This window comes from Microbacterium hydrocarbonoxydans, from assembly GCF_011752045.1.
Taxonomy (GTDB): domain Bacteria; phylum Actinomycetota; class Actinomycetes; order Actinomycetales; family Microbacteriaceae; genus Microbacterium.
Map to the genome: position 1 here is coordinate 1,098,488 of NZ_JAAKXW010000001.1, position 22,102 is coordinate 1,120,589.

General features: G+C 70.6%; 28 protein-coding genes. 11 read left to right on the forward strand and 17 right to left on the reverse strand.

All coding sequences use genetic code 11. The annotated features are described in order from the left end of the window. Nucleotides 1-24: 24 nt before the first annotated feature. On the forward strand, nucleotides 25-324 hold the full coding sequence (locus tag G6G98_RS05175; protein ID WP_067350325.1) for a Fe-S cluster assembly protein HesB: 300 nt from the start codon (nucleotides 25-27) through the stop codon (nucleotides 322-324). A 55-nt stretch (nucleotides 325-379) separates the two neighbouring features. Here the strand turns inward: G6G98_RS05175 and G6G98_RS05180 are convergent, their stop codons facing one another. The 3 genes from G6G98_RS05180 to G6G98_RS05190 all read right to left on the reverse strand — a co-directional run bounded on the left by G6G98_RS05180 (nucleotide 380) and on the right by G6G98_RS05190 (nucleotide 2,177). Continuing rightward, the gene (locus G6G98_RS05180; RefSeq protein WP_164233423.1) at nucleotides 380-907 is read right to left on the reverse strand and encodes a COG4315 family predicted lipoprotein; all 528 of its coding nucleotides are present in this window, start codon (nucleotides 905-907) and stop codon (nucleotides 380-382) included. A 68-nt stretch (nucleotides 908-975) separates the two neighbouring features. Next, entirely contained in the window at nucleotides 976-1,674 is a 699-nt protein-coding gene (locus G6G98_RS05185; RefSeq protein ID WP_067350321.1) for a zf-HC2 domain-containing protein, read from the reverse strand. Beyond that, nucleotides 1,671-2,177, reverse strand: coding sequence for a sigma-70 family RNA polymerase sigma factor (locus G6G98_RS05190; RefSeq protein WP_067350319.1), 507 nt, complete (start codon nucleotides 2,175-2,177; stop codon nucleotides 1,671-1,673). The genes G6G98_RS05185 and G6G98_RS05190 overlap by 4 nt, the downstream gene beginning before the upstream one ends. Nucleotides 2,178-2,259: 82 nt before the next feature. Between G6G98_RS05190 and G6G98_RS05195 the strand changes: the two genes are divergently transcribed. Beyond that, a complete protein-coding gene (locus G6G98_RS05195; RefSeq protein ID WP_164233421.1) occupies nucleotides 2,260-2,733 on the forward strand; it encodes a DUF2231 domain-containing protein in 474 nt (157 codons plus the stop codon). 6 nt (nucleotides 2,734-2,739) lie between these two features. Here the strand turns inward: G6G98_RS05195 and G6G98_RS05200 are convergent, their stop codons facing one another. Then, the gene (locus G6G98_RS05200; protein WP_164233419.1) at nucleotides 2,740-3,381 is read right to left on the reverse strand and encodes a DUF1345 domain-containing protein; all 642 of its coding nucleotides are present in this window, start codon (nucleotides 3,379-3,381) and stop codon (nucleotides 2,740-2,742) included. A gap of 10 nt (nucleotides 3,382-3,391) precedes the next feature. Then, nucleotides 3,392-4,987, reverse strand: coding sequence for a cation:proton antiporter family protein (locus G6G98_RS05205; RefSeq protein ID WP_067350308.1), 1,596 nt, complete (start codon nucleotides 4,985-4,987; stop codon nucleotides 3,392-3,394). Between the two features lie 157 nt (nucleotides 4,988-5,144). On the opposite strand from G6G98_RS05205, the gene G6G98_RS05210 reads away from it, so the two are divergent. Further along, the gene (locus G6G98_RS05210) at nucleotides 5,145-5,576 is read left to right on the forward strand and encodes a CHRD domain-containing protein (RefSeq protein ID WP_164233417.1); all 432 of its coding nucleotides are present in this window, start codon (nucleotides 5,145-5,147) and stop codon (nucleotides 5,574-5,576) included. 23 nt (nucleotides 5,577-5,599) lie between these two features. Here G6G98_RS05210 and G6G98_RS05215 read toward each other — a convergent pair whose 3' ends face one another. Together G6G98_RS05215 and G6G98_RS05220 are read right to left on the reverse strand one after the other, a co-directional pair. After that, entirely contained in the window at nucleotides 5,600-5,794 is a 195-nt protein-coding gene (locus tag G6G98_RS05215) for a hypothetical protein (protein WP_084788222.1), read from the reverse strand. Nucleotides 5,795-5,897: 103 nt separating this feature from the next. Further along, nucleotides 5,898-7,562 (reverse strand): ABC-F family ATP-binding cassette domain-containing protein, encoded by a 1,665-nt coding sequence (locus G6G98_RS05220; RefSeq protein ID WP_164233415.1) that lies wholly within the window; start codon nucleotides 7,560-7,562, stop codon nucleotides 5,898-5,900. Between the two features lie 103 nt (nucleotides 7,563-7,665). On the opposite strand from G6G98_RS05220, the gene G6G98_RS05225 reads away from it, so the two are divergent. Then, nucleotides 7,666-8,001, forward strand: coding sequence for a LysR family transcriptional regulator (locus tag G6G98_RS05225; protein ID WP_243842055.1), 336 nt, complete (start codon nucleotides 7,666-7,668; stop codon nucleotides 7,999-8,001). 9 nt (nucleotides 8,002-8,010) lie between these two features. Here the strand turns inward: G6G98_RS05225 and G6G98_RS05230 are convergent, their stop codons facing one another. After that, nucleotides 8,011-8,577, reverse strand: coding sequence for an alpha/beta fold hydrolase (locus G6G98_RS05230; RefSeq protein WP_164233411.1), 567 nt, complete (start codon nucleotides 8,575-8,577; stop codon nucleotides 8,011-8,013). Between the two features lie 76 nt (nucleotides 8,578-8,653). On the opposite strand from G6G98_RS05230, the gene G6G98_RS05235 reads away from it, so the two are divergent. Then, nucleotides 8,654-9,835 carry a hypothetical protein gene (locus tag G6G98_RS05235; protein ID WP_164233409.1) on the forward strand — a complete coding sequence of 394 codons (1,182 nt, stop codon included), beginning with the start codon at nucleotides 8,654-8,656 and terminating at the stop codon, nucleotides 9,833-9,835. An 18-nt stretch (nucleotides 9,836-9,853) separates the two neighbouring features. Here G6G98_RS05235 and G6G98_RS05240 read toward each other — a convergent pair whose 3' ends face one another. After that, nucleotides 9,854-10,180 (reverse strand): hypothetical protein, encoded by a 327-nt coding sequence (locus G6G98_RS05240; RefSeq protein WP_164233406.1) that lies wholly within the window; start codon nucleotides 10,178-10,180, stop codon nucleotides 9,854-9,856. After that, nucleotides 10,177-11,016, reverse strand: a complete 840-nt coding sequence (locus tag G6G98_RS05245; RefSeq protein ID WP_164233404.1) for an Fpg/Nei family DNA glycosylase — start codon at nucleotides 11,014-11,016, stop codon at nucleotides 10,177-10,179. The genes G6G98_RS05240 and G6G98_RS05245 overlap by 4 nt, the downstream gene beginning before the upstream one ends. Before the next feature lie 188 nt (nucleotides 11,017-11,204). On the opposite strand from G6G98_RS05245, the gene G6G98_RS05250 reads away from it, so the two are divergent. Further along, the gene (locus G6G98_RS05250; RefSeq protein WP_164233402.1) at nucleotides 11,205-11,573 is read left to right on the forward strand and encodes a hypothetical protein; all 369 of its coding nucleotides are present in this window, start codon (nucleotides 11,205-11,207) and stop codon (nucleotides 11,571-11,573) included. A 47-nt stretch (nucleotides 11,574-11,620) separates the two neighbouring features. Here G6G98_RS05250 and ychF read toward each other — a convergent pair whose 3' ends face one another. Together ychF and G6G98_RS05260 are read right to left on the reverse strand one after the other, a co-directional pair. Next, on the reverse strand, nucleotides 11,621-12,694 hold the full coding sequence (ychF, locus tag G6G98_RS05255) for a redox-regulated ATPase YchF (protein ID WP_067350282.1): 1,074 nt from the start codon (nucleotides 12,692-12,694) through the stop codon (nucleotides 11,621-11,623). Between the two features lie 46 nt (nucleotides 12,695-12,740). Next, entirely contained in the window at nucleotides 12,741-13,484 is a 744-nt protein-coding gene (locus G6G98_RS05260; RefSeq protein WP_164233400.1) for a class I SAM-dependent methyltransferase, read from the reverse strand. A gap of 29 nt (nucleotides 13,485-13,513) precedes the next feature. On the opposite strand from G6G98_RS05260, the gene G6G98_RS05265 reads away from it, so the two are divergent. The 3 genes from G6G98_RS05265 to G6G98_RS05275 all read left to right on the forward strand — a co-directional run bounded on the left by G6G98_RS05265 (nucleotide 13,514) and on the right by G6G98_RS05275 (nucleotide 16,160). Next, nucleotides 13,514-14,170 carry a methyltransferase domain-containing protein gene (locus G6G98_RS05265; RefSeq protein WP_164233398.1) on the forward strand — a complete coding sequence of 219 codons (657 nt, stop codon included), beginning with the start codon at nucleotides 13,514-13,516 and terminating at the stop codon, nucleotides 14,168-14,170. 75 nt (nucleotides 14,171-14,245) lie between these two features. Continuing rightward, nucleotides 14,246-14,839, forward strand: coding sequence for a 3'-5' exonuclease (locus G6G98_RS05270; protein ID WP_164233396.1), 594 nt, complete (start codon nucleotides 14,246-14,248; stop codon nucleotides 14,837-14,839). A 43-nt stretch (nucleotides 14,840-14,882) separates the two neighbouring features. Next, a complete protein-coding gene (locus G6G98_RS05275) occupies nucleotides 14,883-16,160 on the forward strand; it encodes a DNA recombination protein RmuC (RefSeq protein ID WP_164233395.1) in 1,278 nt (425 codons plus the stop codon). Between the two features lie 60 nt (nucleotides 16,161-16,220). On the opposite strand, the gene G6G98_RS05280 is transcribed toward G6G98_RS05275, so the two are convergent. Both G6G98_RS05280 and glpX read right to left on the reverse strand, forming a co-directional pair. Next, nucleotides 16,221-16,496, reverse strand: coding sequence for a hypothetical protein (locus tag G6G98_RS05280; RefSeq protein WP_067350268.1), 276 nt, complete (start codon nucleotides 16,494-16,496; stop codon nucleotides 16,221-16,223). Nucleotides 16,497-16,673: 177 nt separating this feature from the next. Continuing rightward, nucleotides 16,674-17,660, reverse strand: coding sequence for a class II fructose-bisphosphatase (gene glpX / locus G6G98_RS05285; protein ID WP_067350265.1), 987 nt, complete (start codon nucleotides 17,658-17,660; stop codon nucleotides 16,674-16,676). Nucleotides 17,661-17,842: 182 nt separating this feature from the next. On the opposite strand from glpX, the gene fbaA reads away from it, so the two are divergent. Then, complete coding sequence (gene fbaA, locus G6G98_RS05290; RefSeq protein ID WP_164233393.1) at nucleotides 17,843-18,871, forward strand: class II fructose-bisphosphate aldolase; 1,029 nt, start codon at nucleotides 17,843-17,845, stop codon at nucleotides 18,869-18,871. 140 nt (nucleotides 18,872-19,011) lie between these two features. Then, nucleotides 19,012-19,611, forward strand: coding sequence for a DUF4822 domain-containing protein (locus G6G98_RS05295; RefSeq protein ID WP_164233391.1), 600 nt, complete (start codon nucleotides 19,012-19,014; stop codon nucleotides 19,609-19,611). Between the two features lie 49 nt (nucleotides 19,612-19,660). Here the strand turns inward: G6G98_RS05295 and G6G98_RS05300 are convergent, their stop codons facing one another. From G6G98_RS05300 to G6G98_RS05310, 3 genes are all read right to left on the reverse strand, one after another. Continuing rightward, nucleotides 19,661-20,209: an MOSC domain-containing protein gene (locus G6G98_RS05300; RefSeq protein ID WP_164233389.1), complete on the reverse strand. Its 549-nt coding sequence runs from the start codon at nucleotides 20,207-20,209 to the stop codon at nucleotides 19,661-19,663. After that, nucleotides 20,206-20,721 carry a DUF6264 family protein gene (locus tag G6G98_RS05305; protein ID WP_164233388.1) on the reverse strand — a complete coding sequence of 172 codons (516 nt, stop codon included), beginning with the start codon at nucleotides 20,719-20,721 and terminating at the stop codon, nucleotides 20,206-20,208. Before G6G98_RS05305 ends, G6G98_RS05300 begins: the two co-directional genes overlap by 4 nt. 275 nt (nucleotides 20,722-20,996) lie before the next feature. Then, nucleotides 20,997-22,049 (reverse strand): 4-hydroxy-3-methylbut-2-enyl diphosphate reductase, encoded by a 1,053-nt coding sequence (locus G6G98_RS05310; protein ID WP_208321448.1) that lies wholly within the window; start codon nucleotides 22,047-22,049, stop codon nucleotides 20,997-20,999. Between the last annotated feature and the right edge of the window lie 53 nt (nucleotides 22,050-22,102).

Sequence of the window (22,102 nt, forward strand, 5' to 3'; positions counted from 1 at the left end):
CCCCCACCCGGAAGGAAAAGCTCCATGCTCACCCTCACCGACAACGCCACCGCCATCGTGACGACCCTCGTCAACAGGCAGAGCGACGCCGCGGATGCCGGCCTGCGCATCCACTCCACCGCCGCCCCCGAGGCCGGGGCCCCCTCCCGTCTGTCCGTCGTCGTGGCGGAGCACCCCGAACCGCTGGACCAGGTCATCGAGCTGTCCGGCGCACGCGTCTTCCTCGAGGAGTCGGCCGCGATCGCCCTCGACGACAAGGTCCTGGACGCGGGGGTGGACGACGAGGGCGCGGTGTCCTTCGCCGTGCTCTCCCAGGTCGCCTGATCTGATCCTCGGATGCCGCGGCCCGCTCGGGCCGCGGCATCCGTTCGTCTGCGGACTATTCCGCGATCCGCTCGCCGGCGGGAGACAGCACCCACCAGACGTCGTTGACGCCCTGCCCGTTGACGTCGCCCGCAGCCTGATCGCCGGCGAAGTAGTACAGCGGCCAGCCATCGAGCGTGATCTGCATCGAGCCGTCGGCGGCGGCGATCGTGCCGACCTCTCCCGTCACGCCCGACACCACGGGCTCGGTGCTGTCGGTCGTGACCGGCGGCCAGTTCGTGAGGCACTGCCCCTCGCACGCACTGGCATCCGCGCCCTGCGTGTCGCTGTCGAACATGTACACGGTGAGCCCCTCGCCGTCGACGACGATCTCCCCCAGCGGCGAGTCCGCCACCCTCAGCTCCGCGTCGTCCGCGGCGGGCGGCGAGTCCTCGGACGGCGTCGAGTCGGACGAGGGCGCTCCGTAGGGGTCGCCGCCTCCCGGGTCCGTCCCGCCGGAGCCGCCCGGCGACGAGCAGCCCGCCAGGGCGAGGGTGATGAGCAGAGCGGCGGCGATTGCGGACCGCCTGGCCTTCGCGAACATGTCGGACCTCCTGTGCTGGACCGCGGACGCGGTCGTCGTCGGGGACACGAGAGCCGCCCGGCGGGCGTTCAATCGCCGTCGAGGTCCGCGTCGCTGCGCATCAGGACGTCGCCCGATCGGACCGCCCGGATCTCGACGGCGGCGATGTCCGCGGACGCGAGCGCCGTGGCGGCGCTCAGCCGCGCCGTGGATCCCGGCCGCGCCCGCCAGGTGGAGAGCACGCTCTCGGCGCCGTCCGCGCCGACGACGACCAGGGCGTACGCCCACCCCTCCTCCGGCGCATCTGGCACCTCCCCGTAGGCGCAGGACATGTCGATGCGCGTCCCCCAGGCGACCTCGGTGAGCTCGACCGTCGCCGACAGCGGGAGCTCGGCGACCGGTTCGAGGGCGATCACCTGCTCCGGGGTGCGCAGCAGCGAGGAGGCCACGGGGACGACCACCGCGGCGATCACGACCGCGGCGGCGACGGCGACGATCGCGAGCCGGCGGCGCCGGCGGTCCCTCGCCGCCGCGAGCGAGAGCACGCGCGCACGGTGCCCGGCACCGGGGCCGTCGTGCCCGGCCTCCTCCGGCCGGAGCAGCGATTCCGCGCGGCCCGGATCGACGCGGGACAGCAGGCCGAGAGTCGGCGCGATCTCCGCGATCGCCGCCCGGCACCGCTCGCACTCGGCCAGGTGCGCCTCGTAGAGCGCGCGATCGGCCTGGCCGAGCGCACCGAGGAGGTAGGCGGCGTCCCAGTCCTCGTAGCGCGCGTGATCCGCGTTCATCGCGTCACTCCCTTCTCCTGCAGCCCGAGGCGCAGCGCCCGGAGTCCGTAGTGCAGTCTCGACTTGACGGTGCCCTCCGGAACGGTCAGCTCCTCAGCGATCTCCGCGACCGTGAGGCCGCGGTAGTACGCCCGGACGACGACGTCCCGATGCGCCTCGGAGAGGGCGGCGAGCGCCTCCTCGATGAGGATGGCGTCGAAGATGGCGTCCGTCGCGTCCCTCACCGCTGCGTCGGGGGGCGACTCCACCGGGATCTCCCTGCGCCGTCGCGCGCTCCGAGCCTCGTCGACGACCAGGTGACGTGCCACCGTGTACATCCACGAGCGGGTGGACTCCGGATCCTCGGCGAGGATGTGCGGAGTGCGCCAGGCGCGCAGCAGCGTCTCCTGCACCACGTCGTCGGCACCGGCGCGGTCGCCGGTGAGGTGCACGACGTAGCGCCAGATCGGCGCCGCGTGCGCGTCGTAGAGCGCCCCCAGGCGGGCCGCGTCGTCACCCGGCATCCGTCACCTCCCTCCGAGGACACGAGAGCGGAGCGCTCCCGGTTCACCTGAACCCTGAACCGCCGCGCCTCGTGTCACGAGTATGGACCTGTTCGAGATCGCCGGGCTCCCTCTGCATCCGCTCATCGTGCATGCGGTGGTCGTGCTCGTCCCGCTGACCGCGCTGGCGCTGGTGCTGGGCGCCCTGATCCCGGCAGCCCGCCGGCGGCTCGGGATCGTGACGCCGCTGGCCGCGCTGCTCGTCGCCGTGCTCGTGCCGGTGACGATCCTCGCGGGCGAGAGGCTGAAGGAGGAGGTCGGCCCGATCCCGCAGGTGCTCCATCACGAGGCGCTGGGGCGGATGCTGCCGCCGTGGGTGTTCGCGATGCTCCTCGTGGCCGCGGCGCAGTGGGCCTGGTACCGGTTCCGCGCACCGCGCGAGGTCGGGCACCCGGCGCGGGCGGACCGCATCGCCGGGATCGCGTTCGCCGTGCTCTCGGTCGTCGTCGCGGCGGGGAGCACGACCCTCGTCGTCCTCATCGGCGAGGCGGGCGCGCGGGCGGTGTGGGGCGGCTGAGCGCGATCAGCCGAGCCCGACCACGAGGTTGATGATCGACGCGAGGATCACGGTGCCGAAGAGGTATCCGAGCACGGTCTGCGCGATCACGACGCGACGCACGCCGTTGTCCGTGACGTTCGTGTCGGAGACCTGATAGGTCATGCCGAGCCCCACCGAGAAGTAGACGAAGTCGGTGTACTCCGGGTCCTCCTGCTGGTTGAAGTCGATGCCGCCGACCGGATCGCCGTAGTACATGCGCGCGTAGCGGAGCACGTACTCGGTCTGGATGAGCATCCAGGATGCGGCGACGCTGACCACGGCGATGCCCGCGAGCAGGTACTCATCGATCCCGGGCGCGTCCTGCGCCTGGATGATCACGACGAGCACCGCGCCGAGGCTCACCAGGCTCCCGGCGATGGAGATCAGGCGGGCGATCCGCCGGCCAGGGGCCTCCAGCGTCGCGTGCTCCCTGGTCGCCTGCGCGTCCATCGGCCAGATCAGCAGCAGCACCCAGATCACGTTGATGAGCGCGAACGCGCCCCAGCCCGAGAGGATGCCTGCGGCAGGCCCGAGCACAGGGACCACGGCGATGCTGATCGCCGCCCCGGCGACGATCGAGAGCACGGCGCGCAGCCGCACGAGGGCGCGGACGGTCGGAGCGGTCATGACAGGGATGCTATCGGGCGCCGTCTCCCGACGGCTGGTCGTCGTCGGCCTCCATGGCGAGTCCGGCGAGGGTGTGCCCCGCGCCGGCGTAGATGTTGACGACGCCGTCCACTCCGCTCTCCGCGAGATGCTCGACCTGGTCCGGATGCTGGGCGACGGCGACGACGCGACCGTCGAAGCCCGCCTCGTGGAGCCGCTCCAGTGCGAACGTGTTGGAACCGTGGAACGCCATCGCGAGCACGACCGTCTTCACGAAGCCGCCGGAGACGAGCCGGCTCCAGAACTCGATGTCGGTGGCGTCGCCCTCGAGCACGTTGAGGCCGTCTGCCTCGTGCCTCATGATGACGGCGTGGTCGTTGTCGATGCCGAGGACGCGCAGACCGCCCTCCTCGACGAGACGGTCATAGGCCGCCCGTCCGACGCGTCCCATCCCGAGGACGACGACGTCGGAGCCGCTGGTGTCGATCGGACGGTCCGCCGGACGCAGCTTGGACACCTCCTGCGCCGGCAGCCAGGTGAGGGCGGTGATGAGCCGCAGCCCGTGCGCGTTGGCCACCGAGGACGCCACCATGCTCAGCGCCACGGCGATCGCGACGACGGTCAGCCAGCGACCGGTGAGCAGCCCTGCCGACACGCCGACGGCGGCGACGATGATCGAGAACTCGGAGAAGTTGCTCAACACCAGACCGGTCCGGATCGCGGTGCGGTTCCGCAGGCCGAAGAGCCGGCCGAGCCAGACGTAGCCGATGAAGGTCAGCGGCAGCAGGATCACGCAGAGAAGCAGCGCGAGTCCGGCATCCGCCCAGGTCGGCGAGGCGCCCATGCCGATCAGGAGGAAGAAGCCGATGAGGAACAGCTCCTTGACGCTGAACAGGGCCTTGGACATCTCGATGGCGCGGGGATGGGTCGCGAACAGCAGACCCATGACGAGGGCGCCGAGGTCGCCCTTGATCCCGACCGCCTCGAAGGCGAGGTACCCGGGTCCGAGAGCCATCACGACCCCGAACAGCACGAGGAGCTCGCCGTGCCCGATCACGTTCAGGAGCTTGCGCAGCACCCACGCCAGCGGGATCAGGAGCACCAGCGCGAACGCCCACGGGCTCGGCGGCTCGTCCCCGTTCACGGTGATGAAGACGACGGCCGCGACGTCCTGGATGACGAGGATCGCGATCGCCGTCTGCCCGTAGAGCGAGCCGTCATCCGACCGGTCCTCGAGCACCTTGACGCACAGCACCGTCGACGAGAACGAGAGCGCGAAGCCGACGAGCGCGAGTGTGCGCCACCCGTCGACCGAGGTGAGCCCGATCACGCCCGCGAGCCCGACGAGACCCGCCCCGACGAGCACGCTCAGCACCATGTGGATCGCCGTCGTGCCATAGGCCTCGGGCCGCAGCAGGGCGCGGATGTCGAACTTCAAGCCGATCGTGAAGAGCAGCAGCGTCACGCCGATCTCGGCGATCCGCTCGAGTCCCGTGAACGGCTCGACGTGCATCGCGCCGAGCACGAATCCGGCGGCGAGGAAGCCGACGAGCGCCGGAACGCGCAGCAGATGTGCGATCGTGCCGAACGCGGCGGCGACGATCAGCGTCAGCGCGATGACGTCCACGGCATCCTTCGTCTCATCCCTGCCTCAGACTCTACCGATCCGCGCGGTCGCGCTCGTCACGATGACGGTGAACCCTGCGGGCCGCTGTGTCGTGATCTCCGTGTGCGGCCGTGCGCCGCCGTCACAGGATCCGGACGACAAGGAAGTGGACCAGACCATGAAGAGACTCACTCGCATCGCCGCCGCCGCGGCGCTGTCGCTCTACGCGATCGCCGGAGGCGCGACCGCGGCGAGCGCCGCCCCCGCGATCCCGGTCAACAACGGCCAGGAGACCACCGGCGCCGAAGGCGGCGCCCACGGGAAGTTCAGCTACACGATCGACGGCGACCAGTTCTGCTACACGCTCGACGTGACGGGTCTGACCACCGGCGCGGTCGCGGCCCACGTGCACGTCGGGGATCAGGGTGTGGCCGGCCCGGTCCGCATCCCGCTCACCGTGCCGAACGAGACCTCGTTCTCCGTGGCGGGCTGCGCGACCGTCTCCGACCCGGCGATCCTCGCAGGGATCCAGGAGAACCCGCGCGGCTGGTACGTGAACGTGCACACCCCGACCTACCCGGGCGGCGAGGTCCGCGGCCAGCTCAAGTAGGAGTCGCTGCGAGCGCGCCGGGTTCAGCCGGCGTGCTCGCCGTGATCCGTGTGCTCACCGTGGTCGTGCTCGCTGTGGTCGGCGACGTCGGGTTCCGCCCGGAGCACGTCGGCGATCTCCTCCTCCGGGCGCGGGGCGACGTTCTCGTCGTCCTCGAGTTCGGGGATCGTCGGCTCGTCAGGCTCAGGGACGTGATCGTGAGCGGTGCGATCTGACACGGATGCTCCTTCGGTCGGCGACAGCCTCAGCGTACGCGCGCCGACTCGTGCGGGCGAGCATCCCCCGGTCGACGGATGCCGGGCAGGTCCCCGCCGGCGGCGTTCAGAGCTCGGCGACCTGCCCGGCCTCGACCCGCCATCGACGGTCGGTGCGGACGGTGTCGAGCATCCGGCGGTCGTGCGTGACCAGCAGCAGGGTTCCCGCGTACGTGTCGAGCGCCTGCTCCAGCTGCTCGATGGCCGGCAGGTCCAGGTGGTTCGTCGGCTCGTCGAGGACGAGCAGGTTCACCCCGCGCGCCTGGAGCAGTGCCAGCGCGGCCCGCGTGCGCTCCCCCGGGGACAGCTCGTCGACGGGACGGTTCACGTGATCCGCGCGCAGGCCGAACTTGGCGAGGAGCGTGCGGACCTCTCCGGTCGCCATCTCGGGGATGAGCGCTTCGAACGCGGCCGCGAGCGGCTTCTCGCCTTCGAGCAGAGAGCGCGCCTGGTCGATCTCGCCGACCTGCACATTCGACCCCAGGCTCGCTGTGCCCTCGTCCGGTCGCTGCTGACCGAGGAGCGCGCGCAGCAGCGTCGACTTGCCCGCCCCGTTCGGCCCCGTGATGCCGATGCGGTCCCCGGCGTTCACCTGCAGCGACACCGGCCCCAGCATGAAGTCCCCCTGCGTGAAGCGCGCCGAGCTGAGGGTGCTGACGACCGCTCCCGAGCGCGGGGCGGCGGCGATGGAGAACTCGAGCTGCCACTCCTTGCGCGGCTCCTCGACCTCCTCCAGCCTCGCGATGCGGCTCTCCATCTGCCTGACCTTCTGCGCCTGCTTCTCGCTCGACTCCGTCGACGCCTTCCGCTTGATCTTGTCGTTGTCGGGGGCTTTGCGCATCGCGTTGCGCACGCCCTGGCTCGACCACTCCCGCTGGGTCCGCGCGCGGGCGACGAGGTCGGCCTTCTTCTCGGCGAACTCGTCGTACTTCTCGCGCAGGTGACGACGCAGCGTCGCGCGCTCCTCCAGGTAGGCGTCGTAGCCGCCGCCGTAGACCCGGTTCGTTCCCTGCGCGAGATCGAGTTCGAGCACCCGCGTGACGCAGCGGGCGAGGAACTCCCGGTCGTGGCTCACGAGCACGACACCGCCGCGGAGGCCGCGCACGAACGCCTCGAGCCGTTCGAGGCCGTCGAGGTCGAGGTCGTTCGTCGGCTCGTCGAGGAGCGCGATGTCGAATCGGGAGAGCAGCAGGGCGGCGAGCCCCACGCGCGCGGCCTGCCCGCCGGAGAGGCCGGTCATCAGGACGTCCCCGGCGGCGGCGCCGTCGAGATCGAGCCCGAGTTCGGCGAGGACGGCGGGGATGCGCTCCTCGAGATCCGCCGCGCCGCTGGCGAGCCAGCGCTCGAGCGCGGTCGAGTACGCGTCGGCCGGGTCGGCTCCCGCGGGGGCCACGGCCGGGTCTCCGAGCGCGGCGGCCGCGGCATCCATCTGCCTGGTCGCCTCGGCGCAGCCGGTGCGGCGGGCGATGTATGCCGCGATCGTCTCACCCGCGATGCGCTCGTGCTCCTGCGGAAGCCAGCCGACGAACGCGTCGACCGGCGCGAGGGAGACACTGCCGGCGTGCGGCTCATCGACGCCGGCGAGCAGGCGCAGCAGCGTCGACTTGCCTGCGCCGTTCGCCCCGACCACGCCGACGATATCCCCGGGCGCGACGGTCAGGTCGAGGGCGTCGAAGAGCGTGCGATGGCCGTACCCGCCCGCGAGGTCCTGGGCGACGAGGGTTGCGGTCATGCTCTCATCCTTTCATCGACCGCTGCGCGGCATCGGCCACCGGAGACGCGTACGCTGAAGGCGGCCGCGATTCGTGCGGGAAAGGACCGCTCCCGTGAAGATCATGCACCTGCGACGATTCGTCGCCCTCGCCGAGGAACGCCATTTCCCGCGGGCGGCGGCCGCGCTCGGCATCCCGCTCGCCGCCCTCTACTCGTCGATCGAGAAGCTCGAGGAGGAGGTCGGGCATCCGCTCGTCATCCGCGAGGGCGAGACGCGCCTGACCAAGGCCGGCGAGCTGCTGCTCCCCGAGGCGCGTGAGCGGATCGCCGCGGCGCCCGCTCCCGTCGCGAGGCCGGCCGGACCCTCCGGAGGCAAGGCCAGGGCGTCGAAGGGGAAGGGCCGCGCGCCGGTCGTCAAGGGGCAGCCGAAGCCCTACAAGAAGCGCCAAGGGCGCTGATCGGGGACTCTAGTCCCAGTCGAGGTACTCCTCGATGACGACGGCCGTCTCGATGGGGTGGGTCATGGGGAACAGGTGATCGCCGTCGACGCTCTTGATGCTGGCGCGGTCCGGGACGGATGCCTGCAGGTGCTCGGCGTTCGCGGCCGGCGTCGTGGCGTCCTCGGTGCCCTGGATGATCAGCACCGGGATCGCCGGCGGCAGCTCGATGTCCGCCTCCTCGACGCCCAGCAGCAGCAGGCCGTTCGCCCGGTCGGGGTGCGCGGCGACGAGGGCGCGCGCGACGGTGCCGCCGAAGCCGTGGCCGCCGAACCAGGTGTCCTCGAGGCCCACGTGGTCGATCACGGCGAGCGCGTCGGCGACGCGCTCCTCGAACGACACGTCGGCGCTGTCGGCGCGGTGCCCGACGCGGAGCACATGGAATCCCGCCTCCTCGGCGAGGTAGTGCCCGACGACGCTGAGCACGTCCGCCGCGAGACCGTGCTCCTGGATCAGCACGAGCTTGACCGGACCGTCGCCCTCATCCACGAAGGGGATGGCGCGGTCGTCGGGCTCGAAGATCTGGGTGTCGGTCATCGGGGTGAGGCTCCTCGTTCGGCGTTCACGGGTCGGGTTCCAGCGTAGCCTGGCCACCTGTGCGGATAATGGCGGGATGACGCAGCGCGGGCTCTCCCTCCTCCTCGATTCCCTCACCCACGCCGAGCAGGACCCCGAGGTGCGCGCCCTCACCGCCGCGTTCGGCGGGGATCCGGTCGAGGTCAGAGAACGGCTGATCGGCGCTCCCGCCGTCCGGTCGCGGCGGATGCTGTTCGCCTCCGGCGGGGAGATCATCCTGCACGACGACGCAGTGGTCGAGGTGCTCCTGCACGTCGTGCCGCAGTCTCCGAAGCAGCAGGGCGTCGATCTCGCGGAGTGGCTCCCCGGGGCGGGGAACGATGCCACCCTCGACGACCTGAACGCGGCGATCGGGACCCGGCGCGGTTTCGCCGGGATCGGCACGCCGTGGTTCGCCGTGGACGGCGCCTTCGTGCGGGCCGACTTCCGTGACAGGCGCGGCTGGAACGAACCGGGCAACCTGGAGAGCCTCGCGATCACGGTCGAGCAGCCGGGTCTGGTGTGCGCACCGGACGACGACGACTGTCCTCGCTGCGCAGACCTCCTGATCCGGTGGGACGCATCCGAGGAGGTCGATGTCGAGGCCACGGATCAGGCGCTCCGGTCGGCGCGCGACGCCGGCGACCTGAAGGAGGACCTGCACTGGGTGCCGCTCGACGACCTGCGGATGCTGCACGGCTCGGGGCTCATGACCCGGGTGGAGAGCCAGCTGACGTGCCGGTCGTGCAGGCGGGTCATCTGCTTCGCGCTCCAGCGCGACGGCGCGCCGAGCTTCACGTACTGCTCGGTGAACGATGCGAGACGGCATCCTCTGGAGGAGATCCCGCCAGTGGAGAGATGGGGGTCTCCCGAGCGCCAGGCCGCCGCACACGCGGCCATGCAGTACGTCGATCACTCGCCGGGAGCATGGTTCCTCGTGCGTCAGGGCGAGCGCCTCTATCTCGACGCCCGCTATTCGTACAGCGCCCTCATCGACACCTCCGCGCTGATAGAGCTCGACGCCTCGGAACGCGAGTCCTACCGCAGAGGCGGGCACACCTATCTCGGCGAGCTCGCATACCGGATCCACATGAGCGGGCCCTATCAGGAGGAGTCGCCGTACTACGCCCGCGATCTGTACCGCGGCGGCGGCGATCCGGGGCGCGACTACCGCAGCGAAGTCAGCGCCGCGATCGTGAACCACACCTGGCTGGCGCAGCAGCGATCACAGCAGGGGTGACATCCCGCCGTTGGGACCTCAGCCGGGGAACTCGTGCCGGCATCCGATGCGGAGCACCCCAGCATCCGGTCCTGCGAAGGATCGCACGGATTCATCGTGCACGAGGAGCCGCGCGCCGCGAAGCGCCGGCTCTCCTGCCGTCACCAGCTCGGCGACGTCGCGCATCCCTCCGCGCCCCCGCGCGCGACAGATCCATCGCGCCCGGGGCGCCTTCGCGATGAACGGCTCCAGCGTGCCCTCCAGCAGCGCGGAGAGCGACAGCTCATCCGCCACCTCGAGCATGAGATGCCGGCCGTAAAGATCGCCCGGATGCGCATCCTCCCGCTCGATGTCGAGAAGCATCATGCGCGGCCCCCTGCCGATGCCTCCCGCTCCGCCTGACAGTGCGGGCACAGCTGCGCGGATGCTCCGGAGAACACGCGATCGACGATCACCGTCCCGCACACCGGGCATTCCTCGCCGCCTCGCCCGTGCACGGCCATCGCGGCGACTTTGGCCTGCTTGAGCCGGTCCGGCGGCAGGCCGCGGCGCTCGGCGACCGCCGTTCGCATGACATCGGTCACCGCGTCGAACAGCCGCTCCCTGGCCTCTGCGCCGAGAACGGCAGCGTGGAGGGTGGGCGACAGGCGGGCACGATGCAGGATCTCGTCGGAGTAGGCGTTGCCGATGCCGGCGAGCGACGCCTGCTCCTGCAGCAGGGCCTTGATCTGCTTGCGTCGGGAGCCGAGCGCTCGCTCGAACTCCTCACGGGTGAAGCCGGGGTCGAGCGGATCCGGCCCGAGCGCGGCGATGCCGGCGACATCGGTGGGGGCGTCCACCACCGACGCGGTCACGGCGAGGAAGTCGCCGGTGTCCACGACCTGCATCACCGCTCCGTCGTCGAGCACGATGCGCACGACCTCCGGCACAGGCTCCTCCGCCGGCGGGTCGTCGGCGCTGCGCCAGCGGATCCACCCGTTCCGGCCGAAACCGATCATCAGCCAGCCGGCGGTCGTCTCGAACCCGACGTGCTTGCCGAAGCGCCGCATCCCCGTGATGCGCGCGCCGACGACCGATTCCGGCGGCCGGTCGCGTGTCTTGACCACGCGGAACTCGGCGATGTCGACTCCTGCGATGACGCGACCCTGGACGCGCTCATCGAGGAACTCGACGAGCGCCTGCACCTCCGGCGACTCAGGCATGCGCCCATCCTCGCACCGGGTGCCGACATCGCGCCTCAGTTGTTGAAGCGGATGGTCGGGCTCGCGACGCCGGCCGAAGGCGCCGCACGGTGCGCGAGCCGGCCACCGGCACCTCCTAGACTGCCCGTGGGGCCGGAGGAGACACGCTCCGCACCGCTGTCCGATTCAACGGCGAACAAGGGTGGCACATGACCGACGAGACGCGACGACTGGAGTTCCTGGTGCTTGGTCAGACGACCGACGACGCAAGCGGCTGGCCACACCCGGTCACGATCAGTGTCCATCCGCGCGGCGAGAAGACCCTCCTGAACTTCTCGAAGGGTCCGCCGATAGCCAACGTGGGCGGGCAGCGCAGCGTCGCCCAGATCATCATCGACGGCGCGTTGGATGAGCGATTCGCCGAGGAGTTCGACGCCTGCGAGGCTCGCTGGCTTGTGCCGCACCTCGCACGGCTCGCGGCGGGCGAGGCGGTCAGCAGGACAGCCCTCATCGAGGCATATGCGTCGAGGTTCGGCCACGATCCGAAGGTCGAGTGGTCCGAGGATTACACATTCTGAACCTCTGACCGGATCTCCGTCACCTGCCAGCTCTCACGCCATCGGCGCTAGTTGTTGAAGCGGAACTCCACCACGTCGCCGTCCTGCATGACGTAGTCCTTGCCCTCGAGCCGCGCCTTGCCCTTCGCGCGGGCCTCGACGACGGATCCCGTCTCGACCAGGTCGTCGAACGAGACGACCTCGGCCTTGATGAAGCCCTTCTCGAAGTCGGTGTGGATCACGCCGGCCGCCTGCGGGGCCTTCCAGCCCTTGCCGATCGTCCACGCACGGGCCTCCTTGGGGCCGGCGGTGAGGTAGGTCTGCAGGCCGAGGGTGTCGAATCCGATGCGGGCGAGCTGGTCGAGGCCCGACTCGTCCTGACCGGTCGATGCGAGGAGCTCGGCGGCATCCTCCGGGTCGAGGTCCTTGAGCTCCGACTCGATCTTCGCGTCGAGGAAGATCGCCTTCGCCGGGGCGACGAGCGCGGCCAGCTCCTCCTTGCGCGCCGCGTCCGTCAGCACGCTCTCGTCGACGTTGAAGACGAAGATGACCGGCTTCGAGGTGAGCAGGCCCAGCTCGCGGATCGGCGCGAGGTCGAGACCGGAGACGGACAGCAGCACACCGCGCTCGAGCGCGTCCTTCGCCGCCTTCGCGGTCTCGAGGACGACGGGCTCGATCTTCTTGCCGCGCACCTCCTTCTCGTACCGGGTGATCGCCCGGTCGAGCGTCTCGAGGTCGGCGAGCATGAGCTCGGCGTTGATCGTCTCCATGTCGGATGCCGGGTTCACGGCCCCGTCCACGTGCACGACGTCGTCGTCGGCGAAGCCGCGGACGACCTGCGCGATCGCGTCGGCCTCGCGGATGTTCGCGAGGAACTTGTTGCCCAGGCCCTCGCCCTCGCTCGCGCCGCGCACGATGCCGGCGATGTCGACGAACGACACCGCCGCGGGCAGGATGCGCTCGCTGCCGAAGATCTCCGCGAGCTTGTTCAGCCGCGGGTCGGGCAGGTTCACCACGCCGACGTTCGGCTCGATCGTCGCGAACGGATAGTTCGCCGCGAGCACGTCGTTCTTGGTGAGGGCGTTGAAGAGGGTGGACTTGCCGACGTTGGGCAGGCCGACGATGCCGATAGTGAGAGCCACGGGGTATGAGTCTACCGGGCGCGGATGCCGTCGCCCTGCGAGCCCGTCAGCCCCGCATCGCGCGGAACGCCGTCGTCACGTACGGCAGGTCGACCGTCGACCCGTCGACGAGGCCGACCTCGTCGAAGAGCGCGTCCATCCCCCGCCGGATCTGCGCACGCTCCTCCTCGGAGGCGGTGATGAGATGGCTGCGGGAGGAGGCCATGTGGTGCAGCTGCTCGCGCGTCATCGGTCGCGTCCACTCCCACCGGCCGGTCTCGACGGAGCCGAAGGGCTCCGCGATCCGGGGACCGGTCGGGCCGTTGACCATCTCCTCTGCCGGGCTGCTGTGCATGATCTCGGTGAGCCTGCGCACCCATTCCACGCGCTCGTCGCGGATATTCCAGATGAGGCCGAGCACGCCTCCGGGGCGCACCACCCGGCCGATCTCCGCCGATGCCGCCACCGGGTCGACCCAGTGCCAGGCCTGGCCGAGCACGACGGCATCCACGCTCGCATCGGGCAGGGGAAGCCGCTCCGCGGTCCCGACGAACGTGGGGATGCCGGGCACGCCTTCGCGGAGCGCCGCCAGCATCGCCGGGTCGGGGTCGACGGCGACGACCTCGGCATCCGGTGCCTTGACCAGTGCTCTGGTGAGCTTGCCGGTGCCCGCACCGACATCCGCGACCCGGCGTCCGCCCTCCGGCATCGTCTCCAGCATCCAGGCCACGGCCTCGAACGGGTACTCGGGCCGGCCGGCCTCGTAGCTCCCGGCCTCTGCCCCGAACGACGTCGCGCGATCATCGGTCATGGCGCCAGCCTACGGCGCATACTGGAGTGGTGGACGACTGCTGTGCATCGCGCACACCGGGCGGTTACGATCGCGAGTTCGACGACCGCTTCGCCCGGCGGCTCGCACGCGATTACCGCCGCCGGGGCCTCACCCCCACGGCGCAGCACGTGGTGGAGTTCGCGGCCGCTGCCGGCATCGAAGGGGCGTCGGTCCTGGAGATCGGCGGCGGCATCGGCGACATCCAGCTGGAGCTGCTGAAGCGCGGCGCCGCGAAGACGACGAACCTCGAGCTGTCCGGCGCGTACGAGCGAGAGGCACGACGGCTGCTGGACGAAGCGGGCCTCGGCGCGCGGGCGGAGCGGATGCTCGGCGTCGATCTCGCCGTCACCCCGGACGCCGTCGGCCCCGCCGACATCGTCGTGCTCAACCGGGTCGTCTGCTGCTACCCCGACTACACCGCGCTGCTGAGCGCGGCGGCGGATCACGCCCGGCGGGCCGTCGTGTTCAGCCATCCGCCGCGAACGTGGATCACCCGTGCCGGCGTGGCCGCCGTGAACGCGTGGTGCGGCGTCCTCCGGCGCGAGTATCGCGGGTTCGTGCACCCACCCGATTCGATGGTGGAGGTTCTCGAGCGCCACGGCTTCGCACCGCGCCACCGGCGCTCCGAACGCGCCTGGCGCATCGTCGGAGCCGAACGCCCCTGACCGCCGGCGCCTGAGGTTGTCGCGGGATCGGCGCGCCTGGCGGACGGGGCTCCGCGCCTGGGGGACAGTTGTCCCGTGCCACTGGACTTCACCGCGATCGACTTCGAGACGGCGAACTCCAGTCCCGCCTCCGCCTGCTCCGTCGGACTCGTCCGGGTGCGCGGCGGGAAGGTCGTCGCCACTGCAGGATGGCTGATCCAGCCGCCCGCGGGGCATGACGAGTTCCAGGAGTGGAACATCAGGATCCACGGCATCCGCCCGCAGGACGTGCGCTCGGCCGCGACCTGGCCGGAGCAGTTCGAACGTCTGTGCGCGTTCGCCGGCGCCGACGTGCTGGTCGCGCACAACGCCGGCTTCGATCTGAACGTGCTGCGCCGCGCGTCCGAGGCCACCGGCGAGATCTGTCCGCCGTACCGGTCGCTGTGCAGCCTGCAAGTGGCCCGCAAGACCTACGACCTCGACTCCTACCGGCTTCCCAAGGCGGCAGCTGCGGCCGGATTCGCCGAGTTCTCGCACCATGACGCGCTGGCGGATGCTCGCGCCTGCGCCCAGATCGTCGTCGACGCCGCCGCGCGCGCGGGCGCCGCCGACGTGTTCGCCCTCGCCTCTGCGCTCGGCCTCCGCGTCACCGATCCCGTCGTCTCCGCACCCGAGCACGCCGCCGCCTGAGTCGCATCGTCGGAATGTCGGAGGCCGGCGGCACCATGGACCCATGGATGCTCTGACGATCGCTCTTCTGCTCGTGGCCCTGGCGGCCGGCGCCGCAGCGGGCTGGTATCTGCGCGCCGCCCGCGGCGCCGCGGATCTCGCGCGAGCGCAGGCCGAGCTCGCCGCCGCGAAGGACGATCGCGACCGGCAGTACGACCTCTACCGGGATGCCGTCGAGCACGCCCGCACGCAGCAGCGGGCCGAGGCGGAGCGGGTGCAGCAGCAGAACGCCGTGCTCACCGCTCTCGCGCCGGTGCGCGAGAGCCTGCAGCAGATGCAGCACAAGGTCACGGCGATCGAGCAGGAGCGCCATGCCCAGTTCGGCTCCCTCGCCGAGCAGCTGCGACGCGCACAGGAATCCGATGAGGCTCTCCGCGCGACCACGGAGTCGCTGGCCGGGGCACTCCGCTCCACCGCCACCCGCGGCGTCTGGGGTGAGACGCAGCTGCGCCGCGTCGTGGAGGCTGCCGGCCTCACCCGCCACGTGGACTTCGACCTGCAGGCGACGATCTCCTCCGACCGCGGCCAGGGCCGGCCCGACATGGTCATCCGGCTCGCCGGCGGCACCTCGATCGCGGTGGACGCGAAGGTGCCGCTCGATGCCTATCTCGAAGCCTCCGCGCTCCCGGCCGGCGACGCCCACGAGGGGCAGCGTCGCGCGCACATGCAGAAGCACGTCAAGGCGGTGCGGGCCCACGTCGACGCGCTCGCGAAGAAGGCGTACTGGGCGGGCCTCGACGCGAGCCCGGAGTTCGTCATCTGCTTCCTCCCCAGCGAATCGCTTCTCGCCGCTGCCATCGACGAGGATCCCACGCTGCTCGACTACGCCTTCGGCCGTCGCGTCGCCCTCGCCTCGCCCGTCAACCTCTGGGCGGTGCTGAAGACCGTCGCGTACACCTGGACGCAGCAGGAGGTCTCGACGGAGGCGCGCGCCCTGCTGAACCTCGGCACCCAGCTCTACGAGCGCCTCGGCGTGCTCGCCGGTCACGCCGACGACCTCCGGAAGGCGCTGGAGCGCACTGTCGACAGCTACAACAGGTTCGCGGGCTCGCTGGAGAGCCGGGTGCTCGTGACGGCTCGGCAGTTCCCCGGCATCGACGCATCCGCACTCGACAGTGCTCCCCCGGCGATCACCTCGCCCGCGCGACGGTTCACCGCCGCGGAGCTCGTGGGCGACGGCGCTGACGACGCCGACGCCATCCGCGCCGCGGCCGAGGCGATCCGCGCCGATGTCGGCGAGGTCCGCGATCGGGTCAACGGCGCGACAGAGCCGGGAGACTGACGCGTCGCGGAGCCCGGGGGCTGAGGGCGCAGGGCCGGAGAGACCGCGGAGATGTGCGTCTCAGGCGATGCCGGGGACGCCGCTGAGAAGCAGGATGACCAGTCCGCTGGTGACGACGAACGCGCCGATCATCCACCATGCGCTGATCTCGTGGCCCTCGTCGCGACGCACGCGGAACAGGACGTCCGTGCGGCGCGCCGGGTCGATCACCACGGGGTGAGCGGGCGCGGGCGCGACGGGCGCGGCCTCGTTGGGGTCGACGCGCAGGATGCGACCGGTGTTCGTGGTCACGATCTTGGCGGATCCGGCCTTGCCGTTCGTGTGCTGCGTTGTCATCTGTTCGCCTTCCTGTGCCCGCGGCGCCTGGTGGCTCCGTCGACAGTGACAAACCCAGTGACAATTGTGGCACGCTGCGCCCGCGCATCCCGGTCGCGCACCGTCGACGGCGCGTACCGACTCGGTAACGATGCCCGGATCAGCTCGGCTCGGCGCCGCCCGCTCAGCGGACTCCGGTCAGAGCCACTTCGAGACGAGGTGCTCCGAAGCGATGCGCCGCAGCGTGCCGGAGGCTCCGCGCAGGACGACGCTCTCCGTGTAGATGTAGCCCGCCTCGCGCCGCACACCGGCGACGAGCTGACCGTCGGTGACGCCGGTCGCGACGAAGATCGTGTTGTCGCCCTTGACCAGGTCGTCTGCCTCGTACACCTTGTCGATGTCCAGACCGGCGTCGATGCCGCGCTGGCGCTCGTCATCGTCGCGGGGCCAGAGGCGACCCTGGATGTGACCGCCGAGCGCCTTGATCGCGCACGCCGTGACGATGCCCTCGGGGCTTCCGCCGATGCCGATGCACATGTCGGTGCGCGCACCGTGCCGAGCCGCGTTGATTCCGCCTGCGACGTCGCCGTCGCTCATCAGTCGCGTACCGGCTCCGGCGTCTCGGATCTCCTGGATGAGCTTCTCGTGACGCGGACGGTTGAGCACCGAGACCACGATCTCGTCGACGGGCTTGCCGAGCGCCCCGGCGAGGCGCCGGATGTTCTCGCCCACAGGGAGGCGGATGTCGACGACGCCGACACCGGCGGGACCGGTGACGAGCTTGTCCATGTAGAAGACGCTCGAGGCGTCGAGCATCGTGCCGCGGTCGGAGACGGCGATGACCGAGAGCGCGTTCTGGCGTCCCTCGGCGGTGAGGGTGGTGCCGTCGATCGGGTCGACCGCGATGTCGCACAGCGGACCGGTGCCGGTGCCCACGACCTCGCCGTTGAACAGCATCGGCGCGTTGTCCTTCTCGCCCTCGCCGATCACCACGCGACCCTGGAACGCCACCGTGCCGAGGAAGGCGCGCATCGCATCGACAGCCGCGCCGTCGGCGACCTCCTTGGCGCCGCGGCCGATGTGCGGCACCGCGCGGATCGCCGCGGCCTCGGTGGCGCGCACGAGCTCCATCGCCAGGTTGCGGTCAGGACGAAGAGGGCTCAGATCGGCTGTCAGACTCACCATGCGGTCAGCATATCCAGCGACGGTCGCGAATCCGGCAGTTTTCCGCAGGATTACCGTGAAGGAATCGGGATTCTTAACCAGGGTGCAGGAGGACGGGGGCGAGGGCGTCATGCCGACGGCATCCGGCGGCGCTCCCCGCTAGAGTGACAGCTGTCCCGGCTTCCCCTACTCCAGGAGTTCACATGCCCGTCGCCACCCCGGATCAGTACGCCGAAATGCTCGACCGCGCGAAGGCCGGCGGCTTCGCCTACCCCGCGTTCAACGTGTCCAGCTCGCAGACGATCAACTCGGTGCTGCAGGGCCTGACCGAGGCCGGCTCCGACGGCATCATCCAGGTCACCACGGGTGGTGCCGACTACTTCGCCGGCCACACCGTCAAGGCTCGCGCGACCGGTGCCCTCGCCTTCGCCCGCTATGCGACTGAGGTCGCCAAGAGCTACCCCGTCACCGTCGCCCTGCACACCGACCACTGCCCCAAGGACGCGCTCGCGGGCTTCGTCGAGCCGCTCATCGCCGCCTCCGAGGAGGAGGTGAAGGCCGGTCGCAACCCGATCTTCCAGTCGCACATGTGGGACGGCTCGGCGGTTCCCCTCGCGGAGAACATCGAGATCGCCAAGGACCTGCTCCCCCGCATGAAGAACATCAACGCCATCCTCGAGGTCGAGATCGGCGTCGTCGGCGGCGAGGAGGACGGCGTCCAGCACGAGGGCTCCAACGAGGCCCTCTACACGACGTTCGCGGACGTCGACCAGGCCGTCCAGGCTCTCGGCCTCGGCGAGCAGGGCCGCTACATCGCCGCGCTCACCTTCGGCAACGTGCACGGCGTCTACAAGCCCGGCGGCGTGAAGCTCCGTCCCGAGCTGCTCGGCGAGATCCAGGCCGAGGTCGCCGCCAAGTACGGCACCGGCCCGAAGCCGCTCGACCTCGTCTTCCACGGCGGCTCCGGCTCGAGCGACGACGAGATCGCCCTCGCGGTCGCGAACGGCGTCATCAAGATGAACATCGACACCGACACGCAGTACGCGTACACCCGCGCGATCGCCGACTACATGTTCAAGTACTACGACGGCGTCCTCAAGGTCGACGGCGAGGTCGGCAACAAGAAGCAGTACGACCCGCGCGCCTGGGGCAAGATCGCCGAGACGGCGATGGCCGCCCGCGTGGTCGAGTCGACCCGCCAGCTCGGCTCCTACGGCCAGTCGCAGAGCTGACATCCGCTTTCACGCACACAGGAATGCCCCGGCCGGGCGGCCGGGGCATTCCTGTGTGCGCAGGGATCATCTGCTCAGCCGCTCATCGATAGCCGATCGGATGATGTGGCGCTCCTGGCCTGCTCCGTAGCGTGGAGGACATGAACCTCACCACGCTGATCTCCCGTCGTACCGCTGTCGCCGCCTCGACCGTCGTGCTCGCCGCGCTCGCGATCGTCCCGACCACGGCCGCTGCCGCGGCTCCCGCCGCGCCGGCATCCGTCGCCTCGGTCCGCGTCGCGCAGACCCCGTCCGATGTGCTCGCCTCGACGCCGTGGAAGACGACCGGCGCGTTCGACCAGGACGGAAGCCGCATCGCCCTCGACGACCCGGCCGTGGCGAACTTCGTGGGCTGGGCCTATTTCAGGGCGGACGGCACCTACGCGATCTACAACCTCGACGACAGCCTGAAGCTGCACGGAGACTGGACCGTCACCCCCGACGGCTCCGAGCGCTGGATCAACGCGAAGAACGACGCCGGCCAGGTGCTCTTCCAGCGCGTCGTGCCGATCATCCGGCTCGACAAGAACGTCTTCACCTACCGCGTCTTCCCGAACGCCGCCGACACGAGCGTCTACTACGACATCGTGCACACCCGGACGAACCACGTCGAGCCCGGCACCGACGGCCGAGGCCCCGGCGCGAACGGCGACCAGGGCGCCGACGGCGACTACCACTACAACAGCGGCAACAGCCACTGATCCCCGAGTGAGGAAGGTCCGGCCCCGAGGGGCCGGACCTTCGTCACGTTCAAGGCCCCTGGTAGATGTCCAGGATGCTCGGCGCTCCTGCCGGACGGTGCACGACGACGATCTCGTCGCCGGCCTGCACCCTCCCGCTCTTCACCACCCGCAGGTAGGGACCGAGCCGGCGCGCCTGCGAGAAGCGCTTGACCCAGCCGCGCTCGTCGTCGCCGCCCACCCAGCGCGCGAAGGTCTGGCACGGCGTCCGGGGCATCGTGACCTCGACGATCGCCGTCGCACCGATCCGCCACTGCTCCCCCACCAGCGCCGCGTTGACGTCGATTCCCTCGACCCGGAGGTTCTCGCCGAACCATCCCGGTGGCAGCTCCCGGCCGAGTTCAGCGGCCCAGTGCTCCGCATCCTCCTGCGCATAGGCGTAGAGGGCCTTGTCCAGCCCGCCGTGATGCTTGCGGTCGGCCTGCACGTCGGCGTACACCCCGTACGGGCCGATCCGCACCGGACCTTCGACCGCGCGCTTGTCGATCGCCGTGATGCCGACACTGCCGGCATCCGGACGCAGCTGGTGCACGGTGCAGACCGCCACGACCCTGCTCATCGGCCCGCCATGTCGGACACGTACTCCATGAACGCGGGATCGCTCATCATGGGCACGGCGACGCAGATCGACGTGAGGAGCAGCGTCACGGCCGCCCCGGCCAGTGGGACCCACCAGCTTCGCCTGCCCTGGCGCAGCCGCCGGATGGAGAGCATCGCAGTGAGGCACCAGCCGACGACGAGCACGACCGCCGCGACGGTGCCCCAGATCCGGCCCTGGGCGTAGTTCGTGAATTCCCCCTCGACGCCGAGCGTCTTCATGGCCTCGTTCATCACAGAAGCGAAATCGAGGTACGACAGGCCGGAGATGACCACGTTGACCAGGCCGTAGGCCAGAAGCGCGATGGTCGCGAACCGGTCCACAGGATGCCCGGCCGGACGCGCGGCCTGCGCCGACGGGGCCGGCGGCTCCGCGATCGGCGCCACCGTCTCGTCCAGCGGAGGGAGCCCTGCGGCCCTCCGCTGCTCCTCGGGGGTCGCGAGCTCGCCGTACTGAGGCCGTTGATCGGTCATCCCGCCATGCTAACCGGCGGGGCTGCGGGGCCTTCCCAGGTCGCGGGTGTCACGGCCGTCACGAAGCACGGAAGCCGTGGGGGCCGCGGAAGCGGAGCGCTGGGGACGCTCCGCCTCCTCTTCGGCCGGTGACGCTGGGGACGCCCGCCGGTCCGGGAGCCGAGTGCTCTGCACCCAGACTTCTGCCTCGATTGTAGGAAAGCGCATGCCGCCCCGCCAGGGGTTCTGCGGAGAATCCTGGATCCGATCCAGAAAAGCCGGCGTGAAACGCGCGATCAGGCTCCGGAGGCCCGCCCGCCGAGCGCCCTGGCGTCGCGCTGTCCGGCGGCGTCCTGACGGAGTTCCTTGGGAAGGGAGAACATGAGGTCCTCCTCGGCCGTCCGCACCTCTTCCACGTCGTGATAGCCGGCGCCGTCGAGCGCCTCGAGAACCTCGCGCACGAGCACCTCGGGGACGGATGCTCCGCTGGTCACGCCGACCGTGGCGACGCCGTCGAGCCACTCCTGCTTGACCTCCTCCGCGTAGTCCACGCGGTAGGCGGCCTTCGCGCCGTGCTCGAGGGCCACCTCGACGAGCCGCACGGAGTTGGAGGAGTTCGAGGATCCGACGACGATCACGAGATCCGCCTGGGCGGCGACCTTCTTGATCGCGACCTGGCGGTTCTGCGTCGCGTAGCAGATGTCGTCGGACGGCGGGTTGTGCAGCTCGGGGAACCGCGTGCGCAGGCGGTTGACCGTCTCCATGGTCTCGTCCACCGACAGCGTCGTCTGCGAGAGCCAGACCACCTTCGACGGGTCCTTGACCTGGACGGTCTCGGCCTCCTCCGGGGAGTTCACGATCGTGACGTGCTCGGGAGCCTCACCCGCGGTGCCCTCGACCTCCTCGTGCCCCTCGTGACCGATGAGGAGGATCTCGAAGTCGTCGCGGGCGAAGCGCACGGCCTCGCGGTGCACCTTCGTCACGAGAGGGCAGGTGGCGTCGATGGCGTGCAGGCCGCGGTCGGAAGCCGCGTTCACGACGGCCGGGGACACCCCGTGGGCGCTGAAGACGACGTGCGCGCCCTCGGGGACCTCGTCGACCTCCTCGACGAAGATGGCGCCCTTCGCCTCGAGCTCCGTGACGACGTGGATGTTGTGCACGATCTGCTTGCGGACGTACACAGGAGCCCCGTAGCGCTCGAGCGCCTTCTCCACGGCGACCACCGCGCGGTCGACCCCGGCGCAGTAGCCACGGGGGGCGGCGAGCAGAACCCTCTTCTGTCCGTCCACCGGGTTATCCTGAAGCCGCCCGGCCGCAGCGCGCACTCGAGGGACACGCGGAGAAGGCAGATGCACGGCAGTCGAAGTCACCAGAGGATTCTACCGCCGCGAACCTGGGCAGG

Bases quoted from the DNA above. Each gene is read 5' to 3' on its own strand.
- G6G98_RS05175 (WP_067350325.1), top strand. From the start codon at position 25: ATGCTCACCCTCACCGACAACGCCACCGCCATCGTGACGACCCTCGTC.
- G6G98_RS05180 (WP_164233423.1), bottom strand. From the start codon at position 907: ATGTTCGCGAAGGCCAGGCGGTCCGCAATCGCCGCCGCTCTGCTCATC.
- G6G98_RS05185 (WP_067350321.1), bottom strand. From the start codon at position 1,674: ATGAACGCGGATCACGCGCGCTACGAGGACTGGGACGCCGCCTACCTC.
- G6G98_RS05190 (WP_067350319.1), bottom strand. From the start codon at position 2,177: ATGCCGGGTGACGACGCGGCCCGCCTGGGGGCGCTCTACGACGCGCAC.
- G6G98_RS05195 (WP_164233421.1), top strand. From the start codon at position 2,260: ATGGACCTGTTCGAGATCGCCGGGCTCCCTCTGCATCCGCTCATCGTG.
- G6G98_RS05200 (WP_164233419.1), bottom strand. From the start codon at position 3,381: ATGACCGCTCCGACCGTCCGCGCCCTCGTGCGGCTGCGCGCCGTGCTC.
- G6G98_RS05210 (WP_164233417.1), top strand. From the start codon at position 5,145: ATGAAGAGACTCACTCGCATCGCCGCCGCCGCGGCGCTGTCGCTCTAC.
- G6G98_RS05220 (WP_164233415.1), bottom strand. From the start codon at position 7,562: ATGACCGCAACCCTCGTCGCCCAGGACCTCGCGGGCGGGTACGGCCAT.
- G6G98_RS05225 (WP_243842055.1), top strand. From the start codon at position 7,666: ATGCACCTGCGACGATTCGTCGCCCTCGCCGAGGAACGCCATTTCCCG.
- G6G98_RS05230 (WP_164233411.1), bottom strand. From the start codon at position 8,577: ATGACCGACACCCAGATCTTCGAGCCCGACGACCGCGCCATCCCCTTC.
- G6G98_RS05235 (WP_164233409.1), top strand. From the start codon at position 8,654: ATGACGCAGCGCGGGCTCTCCCTCCTCCTCGATTCCCTCACCCACGCC.
- G6G98_RS05240 (WP_164233406.1), bottom strand. From the start codon at position 10,180: ATGATGCTTCTCGACATCGAGCGGGAGGATGCGCATCCGGGCGATCTT.
- G6G98_RS05245 (WP_164233404.1), bottom strand. From the start codon at position 11,016: ATGCCTGAGTCGCCGGAGGTGCAGGCGCTCGTCGAGTTCCTCGATGAG.
- G6G98_RS05250 (WP_164233402.1), top strand. From the start codon at position 11,205: ATGACCGACGAGACGCGACGACTGGAGTTCCTGGTGCTTGGTCAGACG.
- G6G98_RS05260 (WP_164233400.1), bottom strand. From the start codon at position 13,484: ATGACCGATGATCGCGCGACGTCGTTCGGGGCAGAGGCCGGGAGCTAC.
- G6G98_RS05275 (WP_164233395.1), top strand. From the start codon at position 14,883: ATGGATGCTCTGACGATCGCTCTTCTGCTCGTGGCCCTGGCGGCCGGC.
- G6G98_RS05280 (WP_067350268.1), bottom strand. From the start codon at position 16,496: ATGACAACGCAGCACACGAACGGCAAGGCCGGATCCGCCAAGATCGTG.
- glpX (WP_067350265.1), bottom strand. From the start codon at position 17,660: ATGGTGAGTCTGACAGCCGATCTGAGCCCTCTTCGTCCTGACCGCAAC.
- fbaA (WP_164233393.1), top strand. From the start codon at position 17,843: ATGCCCGTCGCCACCCCGGATCAGTACGCCGAAATGCTCGACCGCGCG.
- G6G98_RS05295 (WP_164233391.1), top strand. From the start codon at position 19,012: ATGAACCTCACCACGCTGATCTCCCGTCGTACCGCTGTCGCCGCCTCG.
- G6G98_RS05300 (WP_164233389.1), bottom strand. From the start codon at position 20,209: ATGAGCAGGGTCGTGGCGGTCTGCACCGTGCACCAGCTGCGTCCGGAT.
- G6G98_RS05305 (WP_164233388.1), bottom strand. From the start codon at position 20,721: ATGACCGATCAACGGCCTCAGTACGGCGAGCTCGCGACCCCCGAGGAG.